At 65.3% G+C, this 23,014-nt stretch carries 20 protein-coding genes; 7 read left to right on the top strand and 13 right to left on the bottom strand.

Translation table 11 applies throughout. The annotated features are described in order from the left end of the window. Positions 1 to 119 precede the first annotated feature (119 nt). Positions 120 to 2,000, top strand: coding sequence for a 1-deoxy-D-xylulose-5-phosphate synthase (dxs, locus tag H292_RS0101210; protein ID WP_027498538.1), 1,881 nt, complete (start codon positions 120 to 122; stop codon positions 1,998 to 2,000). A 4-nt stretch (positions 2,001 to 2,004) separates the two neighbouring features. Here the strand turns inward: dxs and H292_RS0101205 are convergent, their stop codons facing one another. From H292_RS0101205 to H292_RS0101190, 4 genes are all read right to left on the bottom strand, one after another. Further along, positions 2,005 to 2,289 (bottom strand): YciI family protein, encoded by a 285-nt coding sequence (locus tag H292_RS0101205; protein ID WP_020110171.1) that lies wholly within the window; start codon positions 2,287 to 2,289, stop codon positions 2,005 to 2,007. A 20-nt stretch (positions 2,290 to 2,309) separates the two neighbouring features. After that, a complete protein-coding gene (locus H292_RS0101200) occupies positions 2,310 to 3,707 on the bottom strand; it encodes a sugar porter family MFS transporter (RefSeq protein ID WP_019664030.1) in 1,398 nt (465 codons plus the stop codon). 132 nt (positions 3,708 to 3,839) lie between these two features. Next, entirely contained in the window at positions 3,840 to 4,583 is a 744-nt protein-coding gene (locus H292_RS0101195; protein ID WP_020110170.1) for an SDR family oxidoreductase, read from the bottom strand. A gap of 52 nt (positions 4,584 to 4,635) precedes the next feature. Further along, complete coding sequence (locus H292_RS0101190) at positions 4,636 to 5,499, bottom strand: helix-turn-helix transcriptional regulator (protein WP_027498537.1); 864 nt, start codon at positions 5,497 to 5,499, stop codon at positions 4,636 to 4,638. A 103-nt stretch (positions 5,500 to 5,602) separates the two neighbouring features. Here H292_RS0101190 and H292_RS0101185 point away from each other — a divergent pair, with 103 nt between their 5' ends. Next, the gene (locus tag H292_RS0101185; RefSeq protein ID WP_231383729.1) at positions 5,603 to 6,493 is read left to right on the top strand and encodes an SDR family NAD(P)-dependent oxidoreductase; all 891 of its coding nucleotides are present in this window, start codon (positions 5,603 to 5,605) and stop codon (positions 6,491 to 6,493) included. A gap of 70 nt (positions 6,494 to 6,563) precedes the next feature. On the opposite strand, the gene H292_RS0101180 is transcribed toward H292_RS0101185, so the two are convergent. The 4 genes from H292_RS0101180 to H292_RS0101165 all read right to left on the bottom strand — a co-directional run bounded on the left by H292_RS0101180 (position 6,564) and on the right by H292_RS0101165 (position 11,928). Beyond that, positions 6,564 to 8,669, bottom strand: a complete 2,106-nt coding sequence (locus H292_RS0101180) for a 3-hydroxyacyl-CoA dehydrogenase NAD-binding domain-containing protein (protein WP_020110167.1) — start codon at positions 8,667 to 8,669, stop codon at positions 6,564 to 6,566. Beyond that, complete coding sequence (locus H292_RS0101175; protein ID WP_020110166.1) at positions 8,666 to 9,925, bottom strand: thiolase family protein; 1,260 nt, start codon at positions 9,923 to 9,925, stop codon at positions 8,666 to 8,668. Before H292_RS0101175 ends, H292_RS0101180 begins: the two co-directional genes overlap by 4 nt. Positions 9,926 to 9,995: 70 nt before the next feature. Beyond that, a complete protein-coding gene (locus H292_RS0101170; protein WP_020110165.1) occupies positions 9,996 to 11,267 on the bottom strand; it encodes a ribonuclease D in 1,272 nt (423 codons plus the stop codon). 64 nt (positions 11,268 to 11,331) lie between these two features. Then, entirely contained in the window at positions 11,332 to 11,928 is a 597-nt protein-coding gene (locus H292_RS0101165) for a DUF3000 domain-containing protein (protein WP_019664022.1), read from the bottom strand. A 109-nt stretch (positions 11,929 to 12,037) separates the two neighbouring features. Here H292_RS0101165 and hemE point away from each other — a divergent pair, with 109 nt between their 5' ends. From hemE to H292_RS0101140, 5 genes are read left to right on the top strand one after another with little or no spacing between them, the layout of a single operon-like run. Further along, a complete protein-coding gene (hemE, locus tag H292_RS0101160) occupies positions 12,038 to 13,117 on the top strand; it encodes a uroporphyrinogen decarboxylase (RefSeq protein ID WP_020110164.1) in 1,080 nt (359 codons plus the stop codon). Beyond that, on the top strand, positions 13,114 to 14,475 hold the full coding sequence (locus tag H292_RS0101155; protein ID WP_020110163.1) for a protoporphyrinogen oxidase: 1,362 nt from the start codon (positions 13,114 to 13,116) through the stop codon (positions 14,473 to 14,475). Before hemE ends, H292_RS0101155 begins: the two co-directional genes overlap by 4 nt. A 5-nt stretch (positions 14,476 to 14,480) precedes the next feature. Next, on the top strand, positions 14,481 to 15,176 hold the full coding sequence (hemQ, locus tag H292_RS0101150) for a hydrogen peroxide-dependent heme synthase (protein ID WP_019664019.1): 696 nt from the start codon (positions 14,481 to 14,483) through the stop codon (positions 15,174 to 15,176). Further along, positions 15,173 to 15,859, top strand: coding sequence for an HAD family hydrolase (locus H292_RS0101145; protein WP_020110162.1), 687 nt, complete (start codon positions 15,173 to 15,175; stop codon positions 15,857 to 15,859). The genes hemQ and H292_RS0101145 overlap by 4 nt, the downstream gene beginning before the upstream one ends. Positions 15,860 to 15,870: 11 nt before the next feature. Then, positions 15,871 to 18,171: a molybdopterin-dependent oxidoreductase gene (locus H292_RS0101140; RefSeq protein WP_179276862.1), complete on the top strand. Its 2,301-nt coding sequence runs from the start codon at positions 15,871 to 15,873 to the stop codon at positions 18,169 to 18,171. On the opposite strand, the gene H292_RS0101135 is transcribed toward H292_RS0101140, so the two are convergent. The 5 genes from H292_RS0101135 to H292_RS0101115 all read right to left on the bottom strand — a co-directional run bounded on the left by H292_RS0101135 (position 18,152) and on the right by H292_RS0101115 (position 22,989). Beyond that, positions 18,152 to 18,610, bottom strand: coding sequence for a MaoC family dehydratase (locus tag H292_RS0101135; protein ID WP_027498535.1), 459 nt, complete (start codon positions 18,608 to 18,610; stop codon positions 18,152 to 18,154). The genes H292_RS0101140 and H292_RS0101135 overlap by 20 nt on opposite strands. A 94-nt stretch (positions 18,611 to 18,704) precedes the next feature. Then, positions 18,705 to 19,517 carry a polysaccharide pyruvyl transferase family protein gene (locus H292_RS0101130; protein WP_143545126.1) on the bottom strand — a complete coding sequence of 271 codons (813 nt, stop codon included), beginning with the start codon at positions 19,515 to 19,517 and terminating at the stop codon, positions 18,705 to 18,707. 100 nt (positions 19,518 to 19,617) lie between these two features. Beyond that, positions 19,618 to 20,055, bottom strand: coding sequence for a peptide-methionine (R)-S-oxide reductase MsrB (gene msrB / locus H292_RS0101125; protein ID WP_020110158.1), 438 nt, complete (start codon positions 20,053 to 20,055; stop codon positions 19,618 to 19,620). A gap of 15 nt (positions 20,056 to 20,070) precedes the next feature. After that, on the bottom strand, positions 20,071 to 21,321 hold the full coding sequence (locus tag H292_RS0101120; RefSeq protein WP_019664014.1) for a glycosyltransferase family 87 protein: 1,251 nt from the start codon (positions 21,319 to 21,321) through the stop codon (positions 20,071 to 20,073). A gap of 102 nt (positions 21,322 to 21,423) precedes the next feature. Then, entirely contained in the window at positions 21,424 to 22,989 is a 1,566-nt protein-coding gene (locus tag H292_RS0101115) for an alpha/beta hydrolase (RefSeq protein ID WP_020110157.1), read from the bottom strand. Positions 22,990 to 23,014 lie beyond the last annotated feature (25 nt).

The following is a 23,014-nucleotide window of genomic DNA, read 5'->3' as shown; positions in this document are numbered from 1 at the left end:
GTGTCGGTACGGCGTCTACGTTTCGCTACGTAGACTGTTCTGATCGAAGAAGTGTCGAGCCATCGACATCGAAGTACCGCACGTGTTGCCGAAGTTTCCGGCCGGAGGGAGCGATCTCGTTGGGTGTTCTAGCGCGCGTTCAGTCGCCTGAGGACCTGCGCCGTCTTTCGCCGGCGGAGGTGGTGGATCTGGCCGAGGAGATCCGTGAATTCCTCGTCGAGACGGTGTCGGCCACCGGAGGTCATCTGGGTCCCAACCTGGGTGTCGTCGAGCTGACGTTGGCCGTCCACCGCACGTTCGATTCTCCGCGTGACCCGATCATCTGGGACACCGGCCATCAGGCGTACGTGCACAAGATGGTCACCGGCCGCACCGCCGAGTTCGCGTCGCTCCGCAAGCAGGGCGGACTGTCCGGCTACCCCTCGCGCGCCGAGAGCGAACACGACTGGGTCGAGTCCTCGCATGCGTCGGCGTCCTTGTCCTACGCGGACGGGCTGGCCAAGGCTTTTCAGCTGACCGGGCAGAGCGACCGCCACGTCGTCGCCGTCGTCGGTGACGGTGCGCTGACGGGCGGGATGTGTTGGGAAGCACTCAACAACATCGCGGCGGGCAAGGATCGTTCCCTCGTGATCGTCGTCAACGACAACGGTCGCTCCTACGCTCCCACCATCGGCGGATTGGCCGAACATCTTGCCGCCCTACGCCTGCAGCCGGGCTACGAGCGCATTCTCGACAACGGACGCCGCATCGTCCGCAAGATTCCGTTGTTCGGCAAGACGGCGTACGCGATGCTGCACGGCATGAAAGCGGGCGTCAAGGACGCCATCAGCCCTCAGGTCCTGTTCACCGACCTCGGCATCAAATACCTGGGACCGGTCGACGGTCACGACGAGCAGGCCATGGAGTCCGCCTTGCGCCGAGCCAAGGCATACGGCGGCCCGGTGATCGTGCACGCAGTCACTCGCAAGGGTATGGGGTACGCCCACGCCGAGAACAACGTCGCCGACCAGATGCACGCCACCGGCGTCATCGATCCCCTGACCGGGCTCGCCCGCAAGCAATCGGCTCCCGATTGGACGTCCGTGTTCTCGGCCGAATTGATCGACCGTGCGGCCGAGCGTGAGGACATCGTCGCGATCACCGCGGCCATGGCGGGTCCCACCGGCCTCGCGGCGTTCGGGGAGAAGTACCCCACCCGTATGTTCGACGTCGGGATCGCCGAACAGCATGCAATGACGTCGGCGGCAGGCCTTGCGCTCGGTGGCCTGCACCCCGTCGTCGCCGTGTACTCGACGTTCCTCAATCGCGCCTTCGACCAACTACTGATGGACGTTGCGCTGCTGAATCTGCCGGTCACTCTCGTTCTGGACCGCGCCGGTGTCACCGGTGCCGACGGTGCCAGCCACAACGGCATGTGGGACATGTCGTTGCTCGGGATCGTTCCCGGCATGCGGGTTGCCGCACCACGCGACTGCGCCTCTCTCCGTGAGGAACTCGGCGAGGCACTCGCGGTGAGTGACGGGCCCACTGCCCTCAGGTTCCCGAAGGGCGCTGTCACGGAGGACATCCCGGCGCTCCGACGTCTCGACGGTGTCATCGACGTGTTGGCCGAGCCTGATTCCGCGGGCCGAGACGTGCTCATCGTGGCCGTCGGCGCCTTCGCAGGACTGGCGCTCGAGACGGCTGCCGCTCTGGCCGAGCACGGTGTGTCGGTGACCGTAGTCGATCCACGATGGGTGCTTCCGGTCCCGGAGGCCCTGCTGAAATTGGCCGAGGAGTACAAACTCGTCGTGACCCTCGAGGATTCGGGGGTGCACGGAGGCGTCGGATCGACGGTGTCCGCGGCGGTCCGGGCAGTCGGTGTGGACACCGCGTGCCGCGACATCGGAGTTCCGCAGCGATTCCTGGATCACGCGTCACGCGAGCAGATCCACCGTGAACTGGGGCTCACGCCGGAAGACCTGACGCGCCGCATCGCCGGGTGGCTCGGGTCGAACTGAGGCGTCAGTCGGCGTGTTCACCGATGGTGGGCGCCCACTGACTGATCCGCACGTCGGCCACCAAGCCGGCACGGTTGAACGGATCGTGTGCGAACAACCGGGCGACGGCGTCGCGGTCGGGGCATTCGACGATGAACATTGCGCCACTGTGGTCGGCCAGCGGCCCGGACGACCTGATGGTTTTTCGGCGAGCCATCTCGTGGATCCACGCTCGGTGGTCGGTTCGGTGGTCGTCTCGGCCGCCCGACGTTTCCGGCGTGTACGTGTATTCGACGACGAACATCGGCATGACGCGCCTCCTGACCGGAGTTACAGAACCATGTCCTCGAGCTCCATGCCCTTCGTTTCGCGGATCTTGAACTTGACGAAGAAGAAGGACACCAGCGCGAAGAACGCGAAGAACGAGTAGATGAAACCGAGGCCGATCGACTGAGTGAGCGGCGGGAACGCCAACGTGATCGCGAAGTTCGCTACCCAGTTGGCTGCAGTGCTGATACCGAGAGCAACCGCACGCATGTTGTTGGGGAACATCTCTCCCAACATCACCCACATGATCGGACCCCAGGTGGCGGCGAAGAAGATGACGAACAGGTTGGCGCCGATCAGCGCGATCGTTCCCCACGGCGTCGGGAGTGTCAGGTCGTCTCCGGTGCCGACGGCCTGAGTGAACGACACCGCAGCGAGCACCAGTCCCACGAACATTCCGACGGAACCGATCTGAAGCAAGTTCTTACGGCCGAATCGGTCGACGAACAGGATCGCCACGAACGTCATGGTGACGTTGATGACGGATGTGATCACCGAGGTGACGAACGACTGATTCTCGCTGAAGCCCACGGACTTCCACAGTGTCGTCGAATAGTAGAAGATCGCGTTGATGCCCACGAACTGTTGCAGGACCGCCATCGTGATGCCGACCCAGACGATCGGCTGCAGACCGAACTTCGGTCCGCGAATGTCGCCAAACGACGACTTCGCTTCGCGCCGCAGCGTCAGCCGGATTTCCTTCACGCGCTCGTTCGGGTTCACCTCGCCGGAGATCTCCCCGAGAATTCGGGCTGCTTCCTCGTCGAGGTGCTTGCCGACCAGATAACGAGGGGACTCGGGGATGAGCGTGGCCAGAAAACCGTAGACGAGCGCGGGTACGACGCCGACGAGGAACATCCATCGCCACGCCTCCATACCGAACCACAGATCGTTCGACGGCCCACCCGCGGCGTTCTGCAGCACCGCGTCGGACAGCAACGCGGCGAAGATGCCGACGGTGATGGCCAACTGCTGCAGCGACGCGAGACCACCGCGATAGCGTGCGGGCGCGATCTCGGAGATGTAGGCAGGCGCGATGACCGATGCGATTCCGATTCCGAGTCCGCCGAGCACTCGCCACAACATCAGGTCGGGGATGGAGAAAGCGAAACCGGAACCCACCGACGAGATGGTGAACAACGCCGAGCCCAACAGCATGACGCGTTTGCGTCCCCAACTGTCGGCGAGCCGTCCGGCGAACCACGCACCGACTGCGCATCCGAGCAGCGCGATCGCGACGGCGAATCCGGTGACGAACGAACTGAGGCCGAAGTTCTCCTGGATCGAGTCGACCGCGCCGTTGACGACCGACGAATCGAAACCGAAGAGGAAGCCACCGACCGCTGCCGCGACGGTGACTCCGATGACTTTCGCGGTATGGCGTTCTGCAGGTTGCGTCATGACGAACCCAGCTTTCTGACGAGCCAGCGTCGGTGGTGGTCATCGACATCATGGACCTGCTCCAGCCGGTCGGTGGCTGAAATCAGCGGATTTCATCCGAAGGGTTACCCCAGCGCGGAGGGTCGGGTTCCTTCAGCCGAGTCGATCCGCGAAGGTGGTCGACGCGTGGTCGGCATCGGCTCCCGGCACGAGGGTGCCGTCGCGCATGGCTCTCCCGTAGGCGCCTGGCACGGGGACCTCGACAACCCAGTGTCTGCCGTGGAGTGTGGCCACGTTGGTGCGGACCATGTCCACCATGCGTTCCTCTCGTGGTCCGCCGAGGTCCGGGACTTTGCCTGCGGGTGTGCCTTCGGCCAGTTCGACGAGTGTCCGCGCAACGTCTCGTGCCGCGACGGGCATGCACCGCATACGTGGTACGACGACGAGCGGACCGAGCGTGGTTCGCTCGACGAGTTGCTCGGCGAATTCGTGAAACTGCGTTGCGCGCAGGATGGTCCAGGGAATGTCGCCGTCTCGAATCGCTTGTTCCTGCGCGACTTTTCCCGCGTAGTACGAGTACGGCGCCTCGTCGACGCCGACGATGGAGAGCGCCACGTGATGCCGCACGCCCGCATTGTGCTCCGCCCGAAGGAGATGTGCGGTAACGCTCGTGAAGAACCGGACGGATTCCTTGGCAGACATTGTTCGCGTCGAGGCAACGTCTACGACGACGTCGACCCCGGCGAGAGCGTCGTCGAGGCCGGTTCCGTCGACGAGGTCCACGCCGTTGGAGCGGGTGAGCACGAGAACGTCGTGACCGCGTCCTCGTGCGAGGTCGACCACGTGCTTGCCGACGACGCCGGTTCCACCTGCAACTGCGATCTTCAGTGTGTTCATGTCCCTCTCGACGGCACAGCCCGCCGAAATGTATCGCGACGTGACGGCAATCTCAGTGCTCGGCTACGGCGACGCCTGCCGCGACCCGAAGAAAGTCGAGCTTGTCTGCATCTGCCGTGCCCGTCGCAGCGGTGTAGACGACAAGCCGGAGGTCGGTGCCGGGTGCGGTGAGAACGTCGCAGTCGAGGGTGATGTCCCCGACGGTTGCATGGTGGATCGTCTTGCGATCGGTGGCATGCTCGGCGGCGGTCCCCGAGCGCCACAGTGCATCGAAATACGAGTTCTGCGTACGTAATTCGGTGATCAACGCAAGCAGCGGTGCGTCGCGTGGGAACCGGACGGCTGCGATTCTGAGGTCGGCGACGAGTGCCGTCGCGAGATGCTCCAGGTCTGCCGTCGACGACGCGGGTGGATAGGCGGCTCGGCCGCGATCGTCGCTCCCGAACATCACCCGGACCAGGTTTCGGTGCGTCACGTCGATCGCCGTCGGATTGCCTTGCAGTGCGCTCCACATCGGGTTCCACGTCAGAAGGTCCCAATCCGCCGCGAACACGGCCACAGGCGTGTCCGCCAGGCGGCCGACGAGGCGCGCAATGCCGGGACCGACGTGTCGATCGATGCTTCCCGGGCCCGGTGGCAACAGGCCAGCGCAGCGGTACAGGTGATCTCGCTCGGCGCCGTTCAACTGCAAGGCTCGTGCCAAAGACGCGGTGACCTGCGCGGACGGCGTCGTGGCGCGGCCTTGTTCGAGTCGGACGAGGTAGTCGACGGACACTCCGGCCAGCTGTGCCAACTCTTCACGGCGTAGACCCTCGGTCCGCCGCCTCGGGCCCGTCGGCAGGCCTGCATCGACAGGTGAGAGTCTGTCCCTCCATCCGCGCAGGACTTCACCGAGGTCGGATGCCGTGTCGCTCATCGGTCCATCATCTCTCGCTTCGGCGGATGCATCCTGGTACTGCTGATCCCACCGTCTCACCGGGTGCTGGTTGTACTCCTGTGCCGGTGACAGCGTGGGTGCCATGACCCACAGTTCCGCACACACCATTGTCATGACCGGAGTCAGCCAGGGGATCGGCGCCGTAGCAGCCTCGAGGTTGCTTGTTGACGACCCTCATGCACACCTCGTCGTGGTCGGTCGAGGACCTGGCCCGACCTCTCCTCGGGTCACGTTCGTGGACGCCGACCTCGCTGACGTCGAGGCGACGAGAACGGCGGGCCGTCACATCGGCGCGCTGGTGCAGAACGGTTCGATCCCGAAACTCGACAGGTTCGTCGGAAACGCGGGCATCCAGTACACCGATGCCGTCACGACGACGGTCGACGGTCTCGAAGCGACCTTCGCGGTCAACGTAGTTGCCAACCACGTACTTCTGACCCAGCTCCGGTCCCACCTGACGGATTCCTCGCGCATCGTGATCACCGTCAGCGACACGCACTTCGGGGATCTCCGGCACAATCTCGCGCTGGTTCCGGCGCCCGTGTGGTCGGCTCCGGACGTCCTCGCGCGTCCCGGTGCCTTCGCCGAACCGGAGTCGGCCGCAGCCGGGAGAACCGCGTACTCGACCAGCAAACTTGCGGCGGTCCACCTCGTTCATGCATGGGCTGACGCCCTCGAACCGGGCGTCGACATCATCTCGTTCAACCCCGGTCTGGTCCCGGGGACCGGCCTGGCCAGACATGCAGGCAGGGGAGCGCAGCTGATGATGCGAGCGCTGGGTCCAGTGCTTAGTCTGACGCCACTGGCCACCACGTCCACGCAGGCAGGTGCGGCACTCGCTGACCTGGTGTCCGGCCGAACGCTCGCTCGCAGCGGCGACTACGTCGACCGCAACCGCGTTGTGTCGTCTTCCGCGGAGTCCTACGACCCCGCACGCGAATCTGAGCTCATGGCTTTTCTGGGCACGCTGTAACGCCGGCGAGATCGAAGTTGTGTACATGGTTCACGGTGACGACGTACACAACTTCGATCTCGGACTTCCGTCAGACGTTCGCGACGCCGTCGGCGAGGAATCGCCTGCCGGTCACCGCTTCCGAGGTGCCGGTTCGATCGAGGTACGGAGTGATTCCGCCGTTCCAGAATCCGAAGCCGCCGCCGAGGAGCAGGCAGAGGTCGATGTCCTCCGCCGCGGCTACGACGCCTTCCTCCAACATGATGTTGATCTCGTCGGCGAACGCTCGGCGGGTTCGATCCAGAACCTGCTCCGCCGTCGACGGTGAATCACCCTGCGGCCACAGCGCTGCCACCTCGGGGTCGACGATCTGGCCTTCGGGTCCGTAGGTCCAGACACCGGGCTTCTTGGCGTCGACGAGTGCGCGGAATCCGGCGGAGTCCTTGAACCGCTCGGGGTACGCCTCGGCGAGGGTCTCCGCGGTGTGCAGGGCGACGGCCGGTCCGACCAATGCCAGCAGGGTGAGCGGGCTCATCGGCATGCCGAGCTCGGCGACCGCCCCGTCGGCGACGTCGAAGGGCGTGCCCTCGTCGATCGCGGCGATGATCTCTCCGGAGGCGCGGGTGACGAGCCTGTTGAAGACGAATCCGGGCAGGTCGGCAGAGAGCACGGCCGACTTCTTAAGAGTCTTGGCCGTGGCGAATGCCGTTGCCAGCGTGGCATCGTCGGTCTTCTCGCCCTTGACGACCTCTAGTAGCGGGAGGACGGCGACGGGGTTGAAGAAGTGGAAGCCCACCACGCGCTCGGGGTGCTTCAGATCGGCTGCCATTTTCGTGATCGACAGCGACGAGGTGTTGGTGGCGAGAATCGTGTCGGGAGAGACGAATTCCTCGACCTCGGCGAACACCTTCTTCTTCACGTCGAGATTCTCGAACACGGCCTCGATGACGAAGTCTGCCTGTGCGAACGCCGCCTTGTCGATGGAGCCGGAGACCAGTGCTTTCAATCGGTTGGCGGCATCCGGGGACAGACGCTTCTTGCCGAGCAGCTTGTCGATCTCACCGTGAACGTAGCCGACGCCCTTGTCGATGCGCTCCTGGTCGATGTCGGTGAGGATCACCGGAACCTTCAGCTGCCGGACGAAGAGCAGAGCGAGCTGGCTGGCCATGAGACCTGCCCCGACGATACCGACGCCGGAAATCTTGCGCGCCAACGACTTGTCCGGTGCACCTGCGGGTCGCTTGGCCCGCTTCTGTACGAGATCGAATGCATAGAGGCCTGCACGCAGTTCGTCTTTCACGAGCAGAGTGGACAGTGCCTCGTCCTCGGCAGCGAATGCGGCGTCCAGCGAAGCCGAGTCGTTGATGTCGGTGTTCTTGGCGAGCTCGATCAGCTCGACAGCAGCGACCGGACCGGGAGCGAAGTTACCGGTCTTGCCCGCGACGATGCCCTTGGCGCGGGCAACGGCGTCATCCCAGGCCTGGCCACGGTCGATCTCGGGACGGGCGGGAGTGATGTCGCCCTTGATGACCTGGGCTGCCCATGCCAGCGACTGCTCGATGAAGTCGGCGCCGCCGAACACGGCGTCGGCGATACCGAGATCGAGCGCCTGCTGCGGCTTGAGGGTTCGGTTCTGGTTGAGCGAATTCTCGATGATCACCGTCACGGCGTTCGATGCGCCGATGATGTTGGGCAGCAACTGAGTTCCGCCCCATCCCGGAACGAGTCCGAGGAACGCCTCGGGCAATCCCAGTGCTGCCGCGTTGTCGGCGACGGTGCGGTAGTGCGAGTGCAGGCCGACTTCGAGGCCGCCGCCGAGAGCAGCACCGTTGATGAATGCGAACGTCGGGATCTCGGATTCACGCAGGCGCCGGAACACCTTGTGGCCGAGCTGACCGATCTGGAGCGCCTCGTCCTTGGTCTTGATGTTCGGTACACCATTGAGGTCGGCACCGACCGCGAAGATGAACGGCTTGCCGGTCACTGCGATCGCGACCGGGTTCGCGGCGAATGCCTCGTCGAGTGCGGCGTCGAACTGCGTGAGGCCGCCGGGGCCGAACGTCGACGGCTTGGTGTGGTCGTAGCCGTTGTCCAGCGTCACGAGGGCGATCGAGCCTTCGAGGCCGGGGACGGAGACGATCTTGGTGAATGCGTTCGTGACTACCTCGTCGGTGAACGCAGTGGTGATGTCGCTCATTTGGCTGCTCCTGCCGTCTGGGTCGTTCCTGCAGGCTTCACTCCCGCGTAGTCGGAGTGGTTCGGGTTCTCCCAGATGACGGTGCCGCCCATACCGAGGCCGATGCACATGGTCGTCAAGCCGTAGCGGACGTCGGGACGCTGCGCGAACTGACGCGACAGCTGTGTCATGAGGCGCACGCCGGAGGATGCGAGCGGGTGGCCACACGCGATGGCGCCGCCCCACTGGTTGACGCGGGGGTCGTCATCGGCGATGCCGTAGTGCTCGAGGAACGCGAGGACCTGGATGGCGAAGGCTTCGTTGATCTCGAACAGGCCGATGTCGGAGATGCTCAATCCGGTTCGGCCGAGCAGCTTTTCGGTCGCCGGGACCGGTCCGATGCCCATGACGGCGGGGTCGACGCCTGCGAACGAGAAGCCGACCATCCGCATGCCGATGTTCAGTCCGAGCTCGTGCGCAGTGTCTTCACCTGCGAGAATCGCGGCGGTGGCACCGTCGTTGAGACCTGCTGCGTTTCCGGCGGTCACGCGGCCGGCCGGACGGAACGGAGTCTTGAGCTTCGCCAGGTCTTCGACGGTGGTGCCCGGACGAGGTGGTTCGTCCTCGGTGGCCAGACCCCATCCGGCGGCAGATTTGGTGGCGACCGGGACGAGGGTGTCGGCGATGTAGCCGGCCTTCTTGGCGGCGTCGTACTTCTCCTGGCTCGCCACGGCGTAGGCGTCGGTGCGGTCCTTGGTGATCGACGGGAAGCGGTCGTGGAGGTTCTCGGCGGTGTTGCCCATGACGAGAGCACTCGGGTCGACGAGCTTGTCCGCGAGGAACCGCGGGTTCGGATCGACGCCCTCGCCCATAGGGTGACGACCCATGTGCTCGACGCCGCCTGCGATCACGACGTCGTACTGGCCGAAGCCGATGCCTGATCCGGTGGTGGTCACCGACGTCATGGCGCCCGCACACATGCGATCGATGGCGAAGCCGGGCACGCTGCGGGGAAGACCTGCCAGCAGGGCGGACGTGCGGCCGATGGTCAGGCCCTGATCGCCGGTCTGTGTGGTCGCGGCTATGGCGACCTCGTCGATCCGCTCGGGAGGAAGGTTGGGGTTCTTGCGGAGCAGTTCGCGGATGGCTTTGACGACGAGGTCGTCGGCGCGAGTGTCGGCGTAGATGCCCTTGGGGCCTGCCTTGCCGAACGGTGTGCGGATGCCGTCGACGAACACGACATTCCGCTGTGAGCTGGTGGACGCGGGTACAGACACGCTTCGATCCTCCCGACAGATGCGGACATGGACCCGACCGACGCCGGGTTGACGCCCACTGTAGCGGGTATTACCCGTCGGTAACTTGAGGAGGGGTCAATGCGGCCGTGAGCACTGGGACGACGAGCTCACGCTGCCAGGGACGGGCCCCGCCGTCGGCCAGCTCGTGCTCGATCGCACCCGCGGCGTCGGTCGACGTCAGCGGCTTCCAGTCCCACACGAGCCGGCGCAACAGATCGGGAAGCAGCAGATTCTCGACGGGAACCGACACGCGCTCGCTGAGTTCCGTCATTGCCGCTCGCGTCGCGGCGAGCCGATCGGCGGCATCCTGGTCGCGGCGAGCCCACCGATTCACCGGGGGAGGACCGTCGAACGGTGCTGCCTTGGGCGGCAGGTCGGAGGCGGGCAGTGCGCGTGCCCGGCTGAGCGCGCCCAGCCATACTTTCGCGGACCGGCGCTGGCGGGGGCCGCCGAAGACAGGTAACGCCTTCAACTCGTTCTCGTTCTTCGGATCAGAGGTGGCGGCGGCGACGATGGCCGAGTCCGGCAGAACCCGTCCCGCGGCGATGTCGCGGCGGCGAGCGATCTCGTCGCGCGCCTGCCACAGTTCACGCACCGCCGCGAGGACACGCTGAGATTTCACCGCATGGATACCCGATGTCCGGCGCCAACGGTCGGTCTTCGGCTTCGGGGGACCGAGGGTCAGAATGTGTGCGAACTCCTGCGCCGCCCACTCCGTCTTGCCTTGGCTCTCGAGTTCGGCGGCCATCGCGTCACGCAGCTCCAGCAGTACTTCCACATCCAGTGCGGCGTAGTTCAACCACGTGTCCGGGAGTGGCCGCGTCGACCAATCGGCGGCGCCGTGTCCTTTCTGCAACGAGAGGCCGAGCGTTCTCTCGACGATCGCGCCGAGTCCGACGCGCTCGAAGCCCGCCAGACGGCCGGCAAGTTCGGTGTCGTACAGCGTCGTCGGGACGAGGCCCAGTTCTTCGAGGCCGGGAAGATCCTGGTCGGCCGAGTGCAACACCCACTCCAACGGGTTGATCACCTCGGCCAAGGCGGTGAGCTGCCCGGTGACCGGTATCGGATCCAGCAGGACCGTTCCCGCACCGCGGCGGCGAAATTGCAGCAGGTACGCACGCTGGGAGTAGCGAAAACCCGACGCCCGTTCGGCGTCCACGGCGAGCGGACCGTGACCGCCCGCCAGTGCAGCCGCGGCCTCGGCGACGCCGGCGACGGTGTCGACGACCGGGGGGACACCGTCGGCGGGCGCGAGCAGAGGAACGGCAGGCGGAGGACCGTCCGTTACATCCGACGGTTCACTGGAACTTGTCGCTGACATGAGAGGTGACTCTAAGCCCAAACGAGCGGACCGCGTGCGAACTCACGATCCAGTTCGGGTCGCGTCACCGTTTCTCGGCTGTGCTCCGTAACTCGGTGATCCCGGCCGGAGGCAATCCGGCGGCGTAGGCCAGGACCTCGCAGAACGCCTCCACGTGTGACGCGAGCTCCACCGATCCCGCCGTCCACGACGCGCGGAGCTCGAGTTGATGCGCCTTCGGGGGCCCGGCGATGTCCCCGTACCTGACGGAACTGGTCGATGTGACAGTCCCACCCAGCGCGGTCACCGGCTCGGCACGACTACCGAGAGCATCGACCAGCCAGCTCCACCCGACCTCGGGAAGCAGTGGGTCCGACGCGAGGGTCTCGTCGACGTCGGCCTGGATGTAGGCGACGAGGCGCATGGTGCCGTTCCATGCCTCGTCACCGTCCGGGTCGTACAACAAGATCAGTCGGCCGAATGCGTCACCGTCGGACTGCTCGCCGACGTCCTCACCGACAGGATGCTTGACCTCGGCGCCCACCGCATAGCTGTACGGCGCGAGACGCTGCGGCGGTCTGATCGGGCCGACTTCGATCGAGGGGTGCACGACTGCCCGGTGCATCGCCTCGACAGCCGATCGAAACGGCGCAGGCTCGGCAGCGGATCCGGGTGTGGTCACGTCACCGGACGTTAGACTTCTCACGTTCCCGTTCGTCGGAGGCGCGCCGAAGTACCAGCACGGACCTGCGTACAGGCGTCGACCGTGAGGCGTGGCAGCATGGACTGCAATGAACACCGTCACGCCCAGCACCGACACGCCGTCCTCGCGTCGCCACCTTCCCGACGCGCCCCTGTTGGCCGCCGCCGCGGGCCGCGTCCCGACGCGCCGACCCGTGTGGTTCATGCGTCAGGCCGGGCGTTCTCTACCCGAGTACCGCACGATCCGGGCCGGGATCGGAATGCTGGAATCCTGCTTCGACGCAGAGCTGGTCACCGAGATCACGATGCAACCGGTCAGGAGACACGGCGTCGACGCCGCAATTCTCTTCTCGGACATCGTCGTGCCGCTCAAGGCCGCGGGCATCGACCTCGACATCGTCGCCGGTACGGGCCCGGTGGTGGCGAATCCGGTGCGATCGCGTGCCGATGTCGATGCACTACCGCAGCTGAGTGCCGAGCAGGTACAGCCGGTTGCGGACGCCGTTGCTCTGCTGACGAAGGAGCTGGGCGAGACAGCGCTGATCGGCTTCGCCGGCGCCCCGTTCACGCTCGCCTCGTATCTGGTCGAGGGCGGGCCCAGCCGAAACCACGAGAAGACGAAGGCGTTGATGCGGTCCGACCCGCAGACCTGGCACACGTTGCTGGACACACTTGCGGACACCACCATCACGTTCCTGACGGCACAACTCGCGGCCGGAATCGATGCACTCCAGCTGTTCGACTCCTGGGCGGGGGCACTCTCACTCGCCGATTACCGTGAATTCGTCCTTCCGCACTCGACCAAGGTGTTCGACGCGGTGAGCTCGGCCGGTGTCCCGAAAATTCACTTCGGAGTCGGTACGGGGGAACTGCTCGGCGCAATGGGCGACGCGGGTGCCGACGTGGTCGGCGTCGACTGGCGGATCCCACTCGACGACGCGGTCACCCGCGTCGGGGCAGGAAAAGCTCTGCAGGGCAACCTCGACCCGGCTGTGCTGTTCGCGGGTTGGGACGCCGTCGAGACCGAGGTGAGGCGAATCGTTGCGGAGGCGGATCGTGCGCTCGCGGCGGGGGCCACCGGGCACGTGTTCAACCTCGGCCACGGAGTCCTGCCGGACACCGACCCCACGATCCTCACCCGTGTCGTGGAGCTGGTGCATTCGCTGTGACGGTGTCGGCGCCTCGCGCCGCGGTGGTCGGCGGCGGAATCACCGGACTGGTCGCTGCTTACCGACTGCGCTGCAGCCTGGGCCCGGACGCGGAGATCACCGTCGTCGAGGCATCCGAGCGGCTCGGCGGAACGTTGCGGACGGCACGCATCGCCGGTGGTTCACTCGACGTGGGTGCGGAGGCCTTCATCGGGCGACGGCCCGAGGTTCCCGCTCTGCTGGACGAGCTCGGCCTGTCCGAGCAGTTGGTGCATCCGGCGGGTAGGCGACCACTGTTCTACGCGGGCGGTGCGTTGCATCCGATGCCACCGGACACCTTGATGGGAATCCCGTCCGACGCTGTCGCGCTACGCGGAATGGTCGACGACGAGACCGTGCGGAGGATCTCCGCCGAATCCGACTCGCCGATGACCTGGAACGTGGGCGAAGACGTCAGCGTCGCCGAGTTGGTGGGTGGTCGGTTCGGCGATCAGGTGCTTCGTCGATCCGTCGATCCCTTGCTCGGCGGGGTGTACTCCGGACTGTCGGACTCGATCGGCGTACGGGCCGCGCTGCCGACGTTGGCCGCAGCACTCGACGCAGGAGCGAGCAGCTTGACGGCTGCCGTGAAGCGGGCACTGCCCCCGCCCAGCTCCGGACCGGTGTTCGGTGCACTCCGCGACGGGTACGGAGTACTGGTCGACGCGCTGGTATCGGCGACGAACGCTCGAACTGTCATGGGTACCGAAGTCGTGTCGATCCGGGGAGAGCGGCGTGGCTGGCGCGTCGACCCCATCGGTCACGTGGACGTCGTGGTTCTCGCCGTACCTGCCCCGGCTCTCGCACGCATCCTCGCGGACACAGTTCCTGACGCCGCGGACGCCGCCGCGGACATCGAACTCGCGTCGTCCGTCGTGGTGGCCATGTCTCTACCACCGGGGACCGCACTGCCGGACAACTCGGGTGTCCTCGTCGCCACCGACGCAGGACTCTCGGTGAAAGCGTTCACTCTCTCGAGCCGGAAATGGACGCACCTGGGGGAGCGGGAAACACCGCTGCTGCGTGCGTCTCTCGGCCGTTTCGGCGACACTGCAGCGCTGGAGATGACCGACAGGGAACTCGTCGACATCGCCACGCAGGATCTGCGTACGGTCACCGGCCTGGACGTCGCACCGGTCGAGACCGTGGTGCAGCGCTGGCGAGGCGGGCTACCGCAGTACGCGCCGGGGCACGTCGAGCGAGTCGCCGAGATCGACGCCGCCGTCCGTGACGTCCCCGGGCTCGCCGTCGCCGGTGCCTGGAGCCACGGCGTCGGAGTCCCCGCTTGTGTCGCATCCGCCACCAGAGCGGCCGCCGCCGTCTCCGAGGTGGCACGATAGGGCGCATGGCACGCCTCGACTACTCAGCGCTCAACTCCACACTTCGCTACCTGATGTTCTCGGTGTACAAGGTCACCCCAGGAGTCCTGGGCGACGACCGCGCCGCCGCATCGAAGGAAGCCCGGGTGTTCTTCGAGAGCCAGGAAGAGAAAGGCGTCGCAGTACGCGGCGTCTACGACATCGCCGGGATGCGCGCCGATGCCGACTTCATGGTCTGGACGCACGCCGAGCGCATCGAGGACCTGCAGGCCACGTACTCCGACTTCCGTCGGACCACCGCGCTGGGGAAGGCAAGCACCCCGGTGTGGAGCAACTCCGCACTGCATCGCCCGGCCGAGTTCAACAAGAGTCACGTACCGGCGTTCATCGCCGGTGAGGACCCGGGCGCCTACATCTGCGTCTATCCGTTCGTCCGCTCCATCGACTGGTACCTGCTGCCCGACGAGGAGCGTCGTACGATGCTCGCCGATCACGGCATGGCCGCCCGCGGCTACAAGGACGTCCGCGCCAACACCGTGCCGTCCTTCGCCCTCGGGGACTACGAATGGATTCTCGCCTTCGAGGCACCGGAACTCGACCGCATCGTCGATCTCATGCGCGACCTGCGTGCCACCGAAGCACGGCGCCACGTACGCGAGGAGACACCGTTCTTCACCGGACCACGCGTCGACGTCGAGGCACTCGTGGCATCCCTGCCATGATCGAGGCGGTCATCTTCGACTTCTCCGGCACCCTCTTTCGGCTGGACGAGGACGACTCGTGGTTCGACGGTGTCACCCACTCGGACGGCGCTCCGGTGGACGGGCATCACGCGGCGGAGTTGATGCGCCGTATGACCGCACCGGTCGGGGAGGTCGTGCAGTTCGACGACATCACCCGCCACGCGTGGCGGAACCGCGACCTGGACCCGGCACTGCACCGGCAGGCATATCTTCACGTTCTGAAGGAATCCGGAATAGACCGACCGGAGCAGGCGGAATCCGTGTACGGCCGCGTCGTCGACGCAGCCAGCTGGACGCCGTATCCCGACACGGCCGAGGTGGTGAAAGCCCTTGCCGCGAGGTCTATCTCGGTCGGTGTCCTGAGCAACATCCCCTTCGACATCAGGCCGGCGTTCGCGCAGCTCGGCATCGAAAAGTACGTCGACAGGTTCACGCTGTCCTTCGAGGTCGGAGTCGTCAAACCGCAACCGGAGATCTTCCGCATCGCCGTCGACGGTCTCGGGGTCGACCCGACACGAACCCTGATGGTCGGGGACAGTGAAGAAGCCGACGGCGCTGCACGCGCCATCGGATGTTCGTTCGCGCTCGTCGACCCCGTTCCGACGACCGAGCGACCCACTGCATTGCTGGATGCTGTGAGAAGCCGCGGCATCGACCTGTGAGTGCACAGCACATGGCCCACTGGGGCATGTTCCGGGCCGACGCGGCGCACGGTGAGATAACCGGGATCACGCCCGACGCAGGCGATTCGAGCCCGTCGCCCGTTCTGGGGAATCTTCCCGGATCGGTACGTCACCGCTCGCGCGTCACCGGACCGGCCGTGCGACGAGGGTGGCTCGAAGACGGGCCGGGTCCGAGCGAGCATCGCGGAAGCGATCAGTTCGTCTCCGTCACCTGGGACGAGCTCACCGACCTCCTCGCCGACGAACTCCGGCGGGTCATCGACCGGTACGGAAACACTGCGATCTACGGTGGGTCCTACGGGTGGGCCAGTGCCGGGCGCTTCCATCACGCCCAGTCCCAGGTTCATCGCTTCCTGAACTGCCTCGGTGGTTACACCCGGTCCGTGAACAGTTACTCCACCGGCGCCACGTCCGTGGTCATGCCGCACGTCGTCGGAGCGCACTGGAAGTTGTTCTCACGGTCGACATCCTGGAAAGTCATCGCGCGCGAGACCGACCTTCTGGTCGCGTTCGGCGGAGTGCCGGTGAAGAACACGTCCGTCAATCACGGCGGTACATCGACTCACCCCACCGAATCCGCACTCGCGGAACTCCGGGCTCGCGGCGGAAAAATCGTCACCGTCAGTCCGCTACGAGACGACATGTCGGGCGCTGCAACGTGGCTCGCGCCGCGTCCAGGCTCGGATGTTGCAGTGATGCTCGGGCTGGCTCACGTACTGGCGACCGAGAACCTGCTCGACCGAGAATTCCTGGACGAGTACACCACGGGATACGACGCGTTCGAGCACTACCTCCTCGGTGACACCGACGGCACACCGAAATCCCCCGCATGGGCGTCCGAGAAATCCGGGCTGGCCCCCGAGGTGATCACCGAACTCGCCAGGTCGATGGCGTCGCAACGCACCTTGCTGACGGTCACCTGGTCCCTGCAGCGAGTGCGAAGCGGTGAGCAAGCCCCGTGGATGGGATTGACGCTGGCATCGATGCTCGGCCAGATCGGCATCCCGGGTGGGGGATTCGGCCACGGCTACGGCTCGATGAACGAGCCGGGTCTCGCACCGGTGCCGTACCCGTTGCCGACCCTTCCGCAGGGGCTGAATCCGGTCACGTCCTTCATTCCGGTGGCCGCGGTCTCGGACATGCTGCTCCGGCCCGGTGCCGAGTTCGACTACGACGGCAGGCGACTGACGTACCCCGACATCAAGCTCGTGCACTGGGCGGGGGGCAACCCGTTCCATCACCACCAGGACCTGGGACGACTGCGGCGCGCACTGGCACGTCCGGACACCATCGTCGTGCATGATCCTTACTGGACGCCGATGGCCAAACACGCGGACATCGTCGTTCCGTCGACCACGTCGCTCGAACGTGAGGATCTGAGTTGCACCCGCAACGATCCGCTGCTCGTGGCCATGCACCGCGCCGTACCTCGATACGCCGATTCGCGTGACGACTACGACACTTTCGCGGCGTTGTCCGAGAAGCTGGGCGTGGCAGAGACATTCACCGAAGGTCGGTCGTCCCGGCAGTGGGTCGAGCATCTCTACGACCAGTGGCGCGGTTACCTACGCGCAGCCGGCGTCGACACCCCGGAGTTCGACGACTTCTGGCACACCGGTTCGTTCCGGATGACCACCGAGGACGACCTCACCCTGCTCGCCGACTATCGGGCGGACCCTCGACGGAACGCCCTGCGTACACCGAGCGGGAAGATCGAGATCTTCTCCGAGACGATCGCGGGCTTCGATTACGCCGACTGCATCGGACACCCGGCCTGGTTCGAACCGGACGAATGGTTGGGCGGCGCACGAGCTGCGACGTATCCTCTGCATTTGATCGCCAATCAGCCCCGCGCTCGATTGCACAGCCAACTGGATCACGGTGCTACCAGCCAGGCGTCGAAAATCGCAGGGCGAGAGCCGATTCGGATCCATCCCGCCGCGGCTGCCGCGCGAGGGATCGCCGCGGGCGACGTGGTGAAGGTGTTCAACGACCGCGGAGCCTGCCTGGCCGGTGTGATCATCGACGACGCCATGATGGACAGCGTCGTACAACTGTCCACCGGTGCGTGGTACGACCCGCTCGACCCTGCCGATCCCGTCACGCTGTGCAAACACGGCAACCCGAACGTGCTGACGCCCGACGTCGGCACATCCTCGCTCGCACGAGGATCGACGGGTCAGCACGTTCTGGTGCAGATCGAACTCTACGACGGTGACCTGCCGCCGATCACCGCGTTCGATCCTCCCGAACTACTCGACAGAGCAGCAGTCAGAACACGATCCGACTGATCGTCTCCGCCACGAGCGCAGGCTTCGCCTCACCCTCGATCTCCAGCGTGCTGGTGGCGACGACCTGCAGAGCCCCACCGGACACTTCGTCCACCGATGTCAGCGTCGTCTGCAAGCGGACGTGCGAACCCACCTTCACCGGATTGACGAACCGAACCTTGTTGGAGCCGTAGTTGATTCCGAGTTTCGTGTTCTCGATGGTGTAGATCTGCCAGTTGAGCAGCGGAACGAGAGACAAACTCAAGTAACCGTGGGCGACCGGCGCACCGAACGGGCTTTCCTTCTTCGCGCGTTCGACATCGACATGGATCCACTGATGATCACCCGTGGCATCGGCGAACGTGTTCACCCGTTCCTGCGTGATCTGCAGCCAGTCACTGCTACCGAGGTCCTCGCCGACCGCTGCCTTCAATTGCTCAGGTGAAGTAAAAGTGCGCATGGTCACAGTATGCACGCGAGGGGACGTACTCCGCGTGTCACCTCGGTACGTAGCTGTCGGAAGCCGATCGCCGCCGCACTTCGTTTGTGTCAGGTCATCGTACGTCGACTGCGGCGTATGGAAATGCAGCGACGAGATTGTCCTGAATCTCTGCGAGATTGGGAATCGGACGATACTCGGTGCGAAGGGCCTCGATGTGCTCCGCATCCCATGCGAGGTCGGACGAATGCTGAACCGCTTTTCCATCGAATGCGGAGTAGTAGTCCTCGAACTTGTAGCCCTTGCCGCCTATCTCCTGCGTCAGCTCGATCCACGCATTCGGGATACCGTACGAGTCCGCGACGATGAGTCCGTGCAGGCTCGTGGACATCACGAACTCACAGGACGTGATGTCCGCGACGACCTTGGACGGCTTCCTCGACGGATCGATCAGCATGATGTTTCCCTCACGTGCGAGGGTCTGAACGACTGTGTCGCTCTTGTGCATCCAGTGATAGACGAGGCCGACTCGACCGGGCACCTGTTGCGAGGGCGGGTAGACCCTGCTTGCCAGAAGGCCCGGATCTCCGACTGCGATATCGCGGTCCTGGTCGACACGCCCCAGGGTGAGTTGCCCCCGTACGGCGTAGATATCGTACCCAGGATTGCTGAAGTTTCTCTCGGTGGTTCCCTCGCGCACTCCGAAACCGGAACCCCATATCTTCAACGTCTTCGGCGCGTTCATGAGCTGGACCATCTCCAGCGTCGAACCGGCGCCGGTGAACTCGCTGCCCTTCGGCCGTCTCCACGCACATTTCCGACCGAACAGAGACTTCACCAGCCCCGGAGTCAACTCGTCCCCGAAGTTCGGTCGAAGGCCGGTGAGTTTGAGCTGACGCCACCAGAATGTCTTGATCGCCGCAGTCATAGCGAAAAGATACCGCAGAGTTTTCAAGGCCGTGCGGTACTCGATCCGGCTGTAGTCGGCTTCGCGGCGTGAGCCGAACTCGGGCACGAATCCCGCGCGCCTACCGTGCGTCGGCTGCTGGGCTGAAGGTCAGCGAGATGGAATTGATGCAGTAACGCTGATCGGTGGGCGTCGGGTAACCCTCGCCCTCGAAGACGTGTCCGAGGTGACTGTGGCAGTTCTTGCAGATCACCTCGATGCGACGCATTCCGAGCGAGTTGTCCTCGTTCAGAATCACGGCGTCGCTGTCGGCCGGGTCGAAGAAGGACGGCCAGCCGCAGTGGGACTCGAACTTCTCGGTACTGCGGAACAGTTCCGCGCCGCATGCGCGGCATTCGTAGATACCTTCGGTGGTCGTGTCGGTGTATTCGCCGACGAAGGGGCGCTCGGTCCCGGCTTGCCGCAGAACCGCGTACTCCTCGGGGGAGAGTTTCTCTCGCCACTGCGCGTCGGTGAGCTGTACTGCTGGGGCAGGATTCTTGTCCGTCGCTGAACTCATGCCTTCACGCTAATACTATCCGCCGGACTTCGTCGTCTCCGCAGGTCGCGGGTCGTCCAGTGGATACTCTGGTTCGATTCCCCGGTCGAGTCGGCCGTCCTGCCTTGCGGCGTAGTAGCGCCCGACGAGCACGCCGAAGATGACGATGATCAGGAGGCTCCATCCGAAGGTGGTGCGCATGTAGTCGAATGCTCGTCCCGTGGTGTAGAACCGGCCGGACAGCCAGCGGTCGTAGCAGGTGAAGCCGTAGATCGCGAGCCAGGCAGGCCAGTTCCGGAGCACCGAGTTCTTCAGGACGACCGTCATCAGAAGCGGGAACAGCATCATCGAGTAGTACATCTGGCCCAGCGAACCCAGAAGCCAGTGTGCGGTGAGGACAAGGCCGGACGTGGTGGCGACGAAGAACAACCGGTCCTCGCGGCAGTACTTGTAGAGAATCCACAACGAGGCCAGAACCATCAGTCCGAGAACGCCGCGGATTCCGAAGATCAGTACCTCGGGCAGACCGTAGTAGCGACCGTTTCCGACGACGGCGCTGTTGAAGTAGTCCCTGGACTCGAGCAAGTACGGGACGGTGCGGTTCACGAAGTCCATGGGGTCGACGGACAGCGGCCACGCGATCGCGGTGAAGACGAGAGGGATGGCGATTGCGGTGACGAACACCTTCCACTGTCTGGTCATCAGCGGAATGATCAGCAGGGGAACGAGAATGGGCTTGACCACGATCGTGAGACCGATCGCGACGCCTGCCCACAGGTCTTTCCGCTTCAACAGGAAACCGATGAACGCGACTTCACCGAGCAACACGAAACCGTTGAAGTTGGTGAACACCAGAGTGTTCGTCACTGTTTCGCTGGCGAATGCGGCGAAGAGCAGGACCGGCGCGACGACGGAGTTCAGGCCGTAGCCGAAGATGCGCAGCAGAATGTACAGAGCAATCAGGATTGCGATGGTGCTGGCGAAGATGAACAGCCACCGCGAGCGTTCCGGGTCGATCACAGCGACGGGGGAGAGCAGCATCGTGGCCCCGGGCGGGTACAGGTAGTGCGGATCCACCGAATCGAAGTTCGCCGTGTAGACCGGCTGCCGGTTGAGAAACGCCAGTGCCGCGCGATACACCGGGGTGAAGTCGTCGGTGATGTCGCCGTTGATCGCTCGAACCAGGACCCGGTTGAGCACCGTCATGACGGCCAACGGCCACAACGCAAACTTGACTACTTCTGCGGTGGACCGGCCGGTTCGTGGCTCGAGGAAGCTAAGTGACACCTACGGAACGGTACATTGACCGCCCTGTCGGACCGACGTCAGACACCCCGGCCGTGACAACCCCCTCGGGCCTTGTTCCCGCCCTCGACCGCCCACGGCGTCTCATGCAGGGCACACGCTGCCGTCCGGCGGCAGGGCCGCGTCGGCGACGTAACCGGCGACCGCGGACTGAGCGCACGCCGAACCACCTACCGTGGGGTGACCCGCGCCCTGCCATGTCATCGACGCCGCCTGCGTACCCGTCGTCGCGATCATTCCGGAGACTGCAGCGAAACCTCCGTTGCCGACGACGGGATCCGCCGCGCCGCTGAGCAACAGCACCGGAATCGGTAGTTCCGAGGGCAGCGGCGCTGCGGGAGCCGTCGGCCAGGACGCACAGGCGAGTGCGGCCAGAGCCGCGTCGGTGCCGAAGACGGGATACAACTCCGACCATGATCCGGTGGCGTCGCGCACCGCCTGGGGCGACGGCCACTGCTGTCCGTCGGTGCAGCGGGCGACGAACTGCCCGTCCGTGCCGTAGGCGTCGGCAGCTCGGTCGGCCAACTGGGTCAGGGCTGCGGTGTCACCGGAACGTGCAGAGGAGAGTGTGGTGGACAGTGCGAGTGCGCGCTGCGTCGGATCGCCCGCCGACGATGCGAGGGCATAGGCGATTCCGTCGAGCAGCGCGTGGGTGGACAGCGGCCTCAGGGCCCCCGATCGTGCGCGCTGCACCAGCTCGGCAACGGCCGCACGGGGATCCGGGCCGAGCGAACAGTCGAGCGCGACGCATCGCCCGGCGAAGGCGGTGAAGGCAGCTTCGCGTCCCTGGGTCTTCTGTTCGGCAACGGTCATCTGATCCGCGCCGAGTCCGGTGGGCGAGTCGAGTACGAGTCGGGAGAGGCGGTCCGGGTACTGCGCGGCGAATGCCAATGCGGTGGACGCACCGTTTCCGGTGCCGATGAGTCCGATGCTGTCCACGCCCCACGTGAGTCGCAGCCGTTCCAGGTCGTCCGCTGCATACGACGTCGCGAAGGCCAGTTCCTGTGGTTGCAGAAGGTCGGTGCATTCGATGGTCGCGTCCCGGCCTGCGGTGACGGCTCGATCGACGGTGTCACCGCCTGCTCCGGCGAACTGTCCCAGATCCGCCAGGGCTGCGCGGGCGTCGAACTTGGTGCAGTCCACCGCAGTGGATCGGCCGATGCCGCGTCGGTCCACCGCGACCACAGGATTGGTTGCCAGAAGGGTCGCGCCCTGCCCTGCTGCCATGTCGGCAAGCGTCTCGATCGACGCGCGGTCCGCCCCTGACGTCAGCACCATCGGGGGAGCGTCGGCAGGCGTCCGATCCAGGCGCGCACGCAGCGCACCGACGGAGAAGGACCCGAACATCTCACCGGACGCGTCGACGGGCGCCTCGAAATCCGCGCATTCGAGGATCAGGCCGGGGGTACGAGGTGCGTAGCCGTATCGACCGAGGGTGTCCGACGTGCAGTCCTGCCAGGACAGATCCGTCACCGGAACCTGCAGTGCAGGAGGCTCCGGCGCGGGGTCCTCCGATTCGGTGTCGGCGGGCTGGCCCGGTGAGTTCTGCTCGACCGCCACGTCGGGTCGACCGGACGGCCCGGCCCCGCACCCGGCCGCGAACAAAGACAGACACACGACGAACACCAGCAACGATCGATTCTGCGTCACGCTGCGAGGCTATCTAGTTCCCGCA

This window comes from Rhodococcus sp. 114MFTsu3.1, from assembly GCF_000383555.1.
Classification (GTDB): Bacteria; Actinomycetota; Actinomycetes; order Mycobacteriales; family Mycobacteriaceae; genus Rhodococcoides; species Rhodococcoides fascians_E.
Note: the sequence above shows the minus strand (reverse complement) of the source record. Positions and strands in the feature narration are given on the sequence as shown.

Excerpts from the sequence above, each read along its gene's own strand:
- H292_RS0101205 (WP_020110171.1), bottom strand. The coding sequence starts at position 2,289 with ATGCCGATGTTCGTCGTCGAATACACGTACACGCCGGAAACGTCGGGC.
- H292_RS0101200 (WP_019664030.1), bottom strand. The coding sequence starts at position 3,707 with ATGACGCAACCTGCAGAACGCCATACCGCGAAAGTCATCGGAGTCACC.
- H292_RS0101195 (WP_020110170.1), bottom strand. The coding sequence starts at position 4,583 with ATGAACACACTGAAGATCGCAGTTGCAGGTGGAACCGGCGTCGTCGGC.
- H292_RS0101190 (WP_027498537.1), bottom strand. The coding sequence starts at position 5,499 with ATGAGCGACACGGCATCCGACCTCGGTGAAGTCCTGCGCGGATGGAGG.
- H292_RS0101185 (WP_231383729.1), top strand. The coding sequence starts at position 5,603 with ATGACCCACAGTTCCGCACACACCATTGTCATGACCGGAGTCAGCCAG.
- H292_RS0101180 (WP_020110167.1), bottom strand. The coding sequence starts at position 8,669 with ATGAGCGACATCACCACTGCGTTCACCGACGAGGTAGTCACGAACGCA.
- H292_RS0101170 (WP_020110165.1), bottom strand. The coding sequence starts at position 11,267 with ATGTCAGCGACAAGTTCCAGTGAACCGTCGGATGTAACGGACGGTCCT.
- hemE (WP_020110164.1), top strand. The coding sequence starts at position 12,038 with ATGAACACCGTCACGCCCAGCACCGACACGCCGTCCTCGCGTCGCCAC.
- hemQ (WP_019664019.1), top strand. The coding sequence starts at position 14,481 with ATGGCACGCCTCGACTACTCAGCGCTCAACTCCACACTTCGCTACCTG.
- H292_RS0101145 (WP_020110162.1), top strand. The coding sequence starts at position 15,173 with ATGATCGAGGCGGTCATCTTCGACTTCTCCGGCACCCTCTTTCGGCTG.
- H292_RS0101140 (WP_179276862.1), top strand. The coding sequence starts at position 15,871 with ATGGCCCACTGGGGCATGTTCCGGGCCGACGCGGCGCACGGTGAGATA.
- H292_RS0101135 (WP_027498535.1), bottom strand. The coding sequence starts at position 18,610 with ATGCGCACTTTTACTTCACCTGAGCAATTGAAGGCAGCGGTCGGCGAG.
- H292_RS0101130 (WP_143545126.1), bottom strand. The coding sequence starts at position 19,517 with ATGACTGCGGCGATCAAGACATTCTGGTGGCGTCAGCTCAAACTCACC.
- msrB (WP_020110158.1), bottom strand. The coding sequence starts at position 20,055 with ATGAGTTCAGCGACGGACAAGAATCCTGCCCCAGCAGTACAGCTCACC.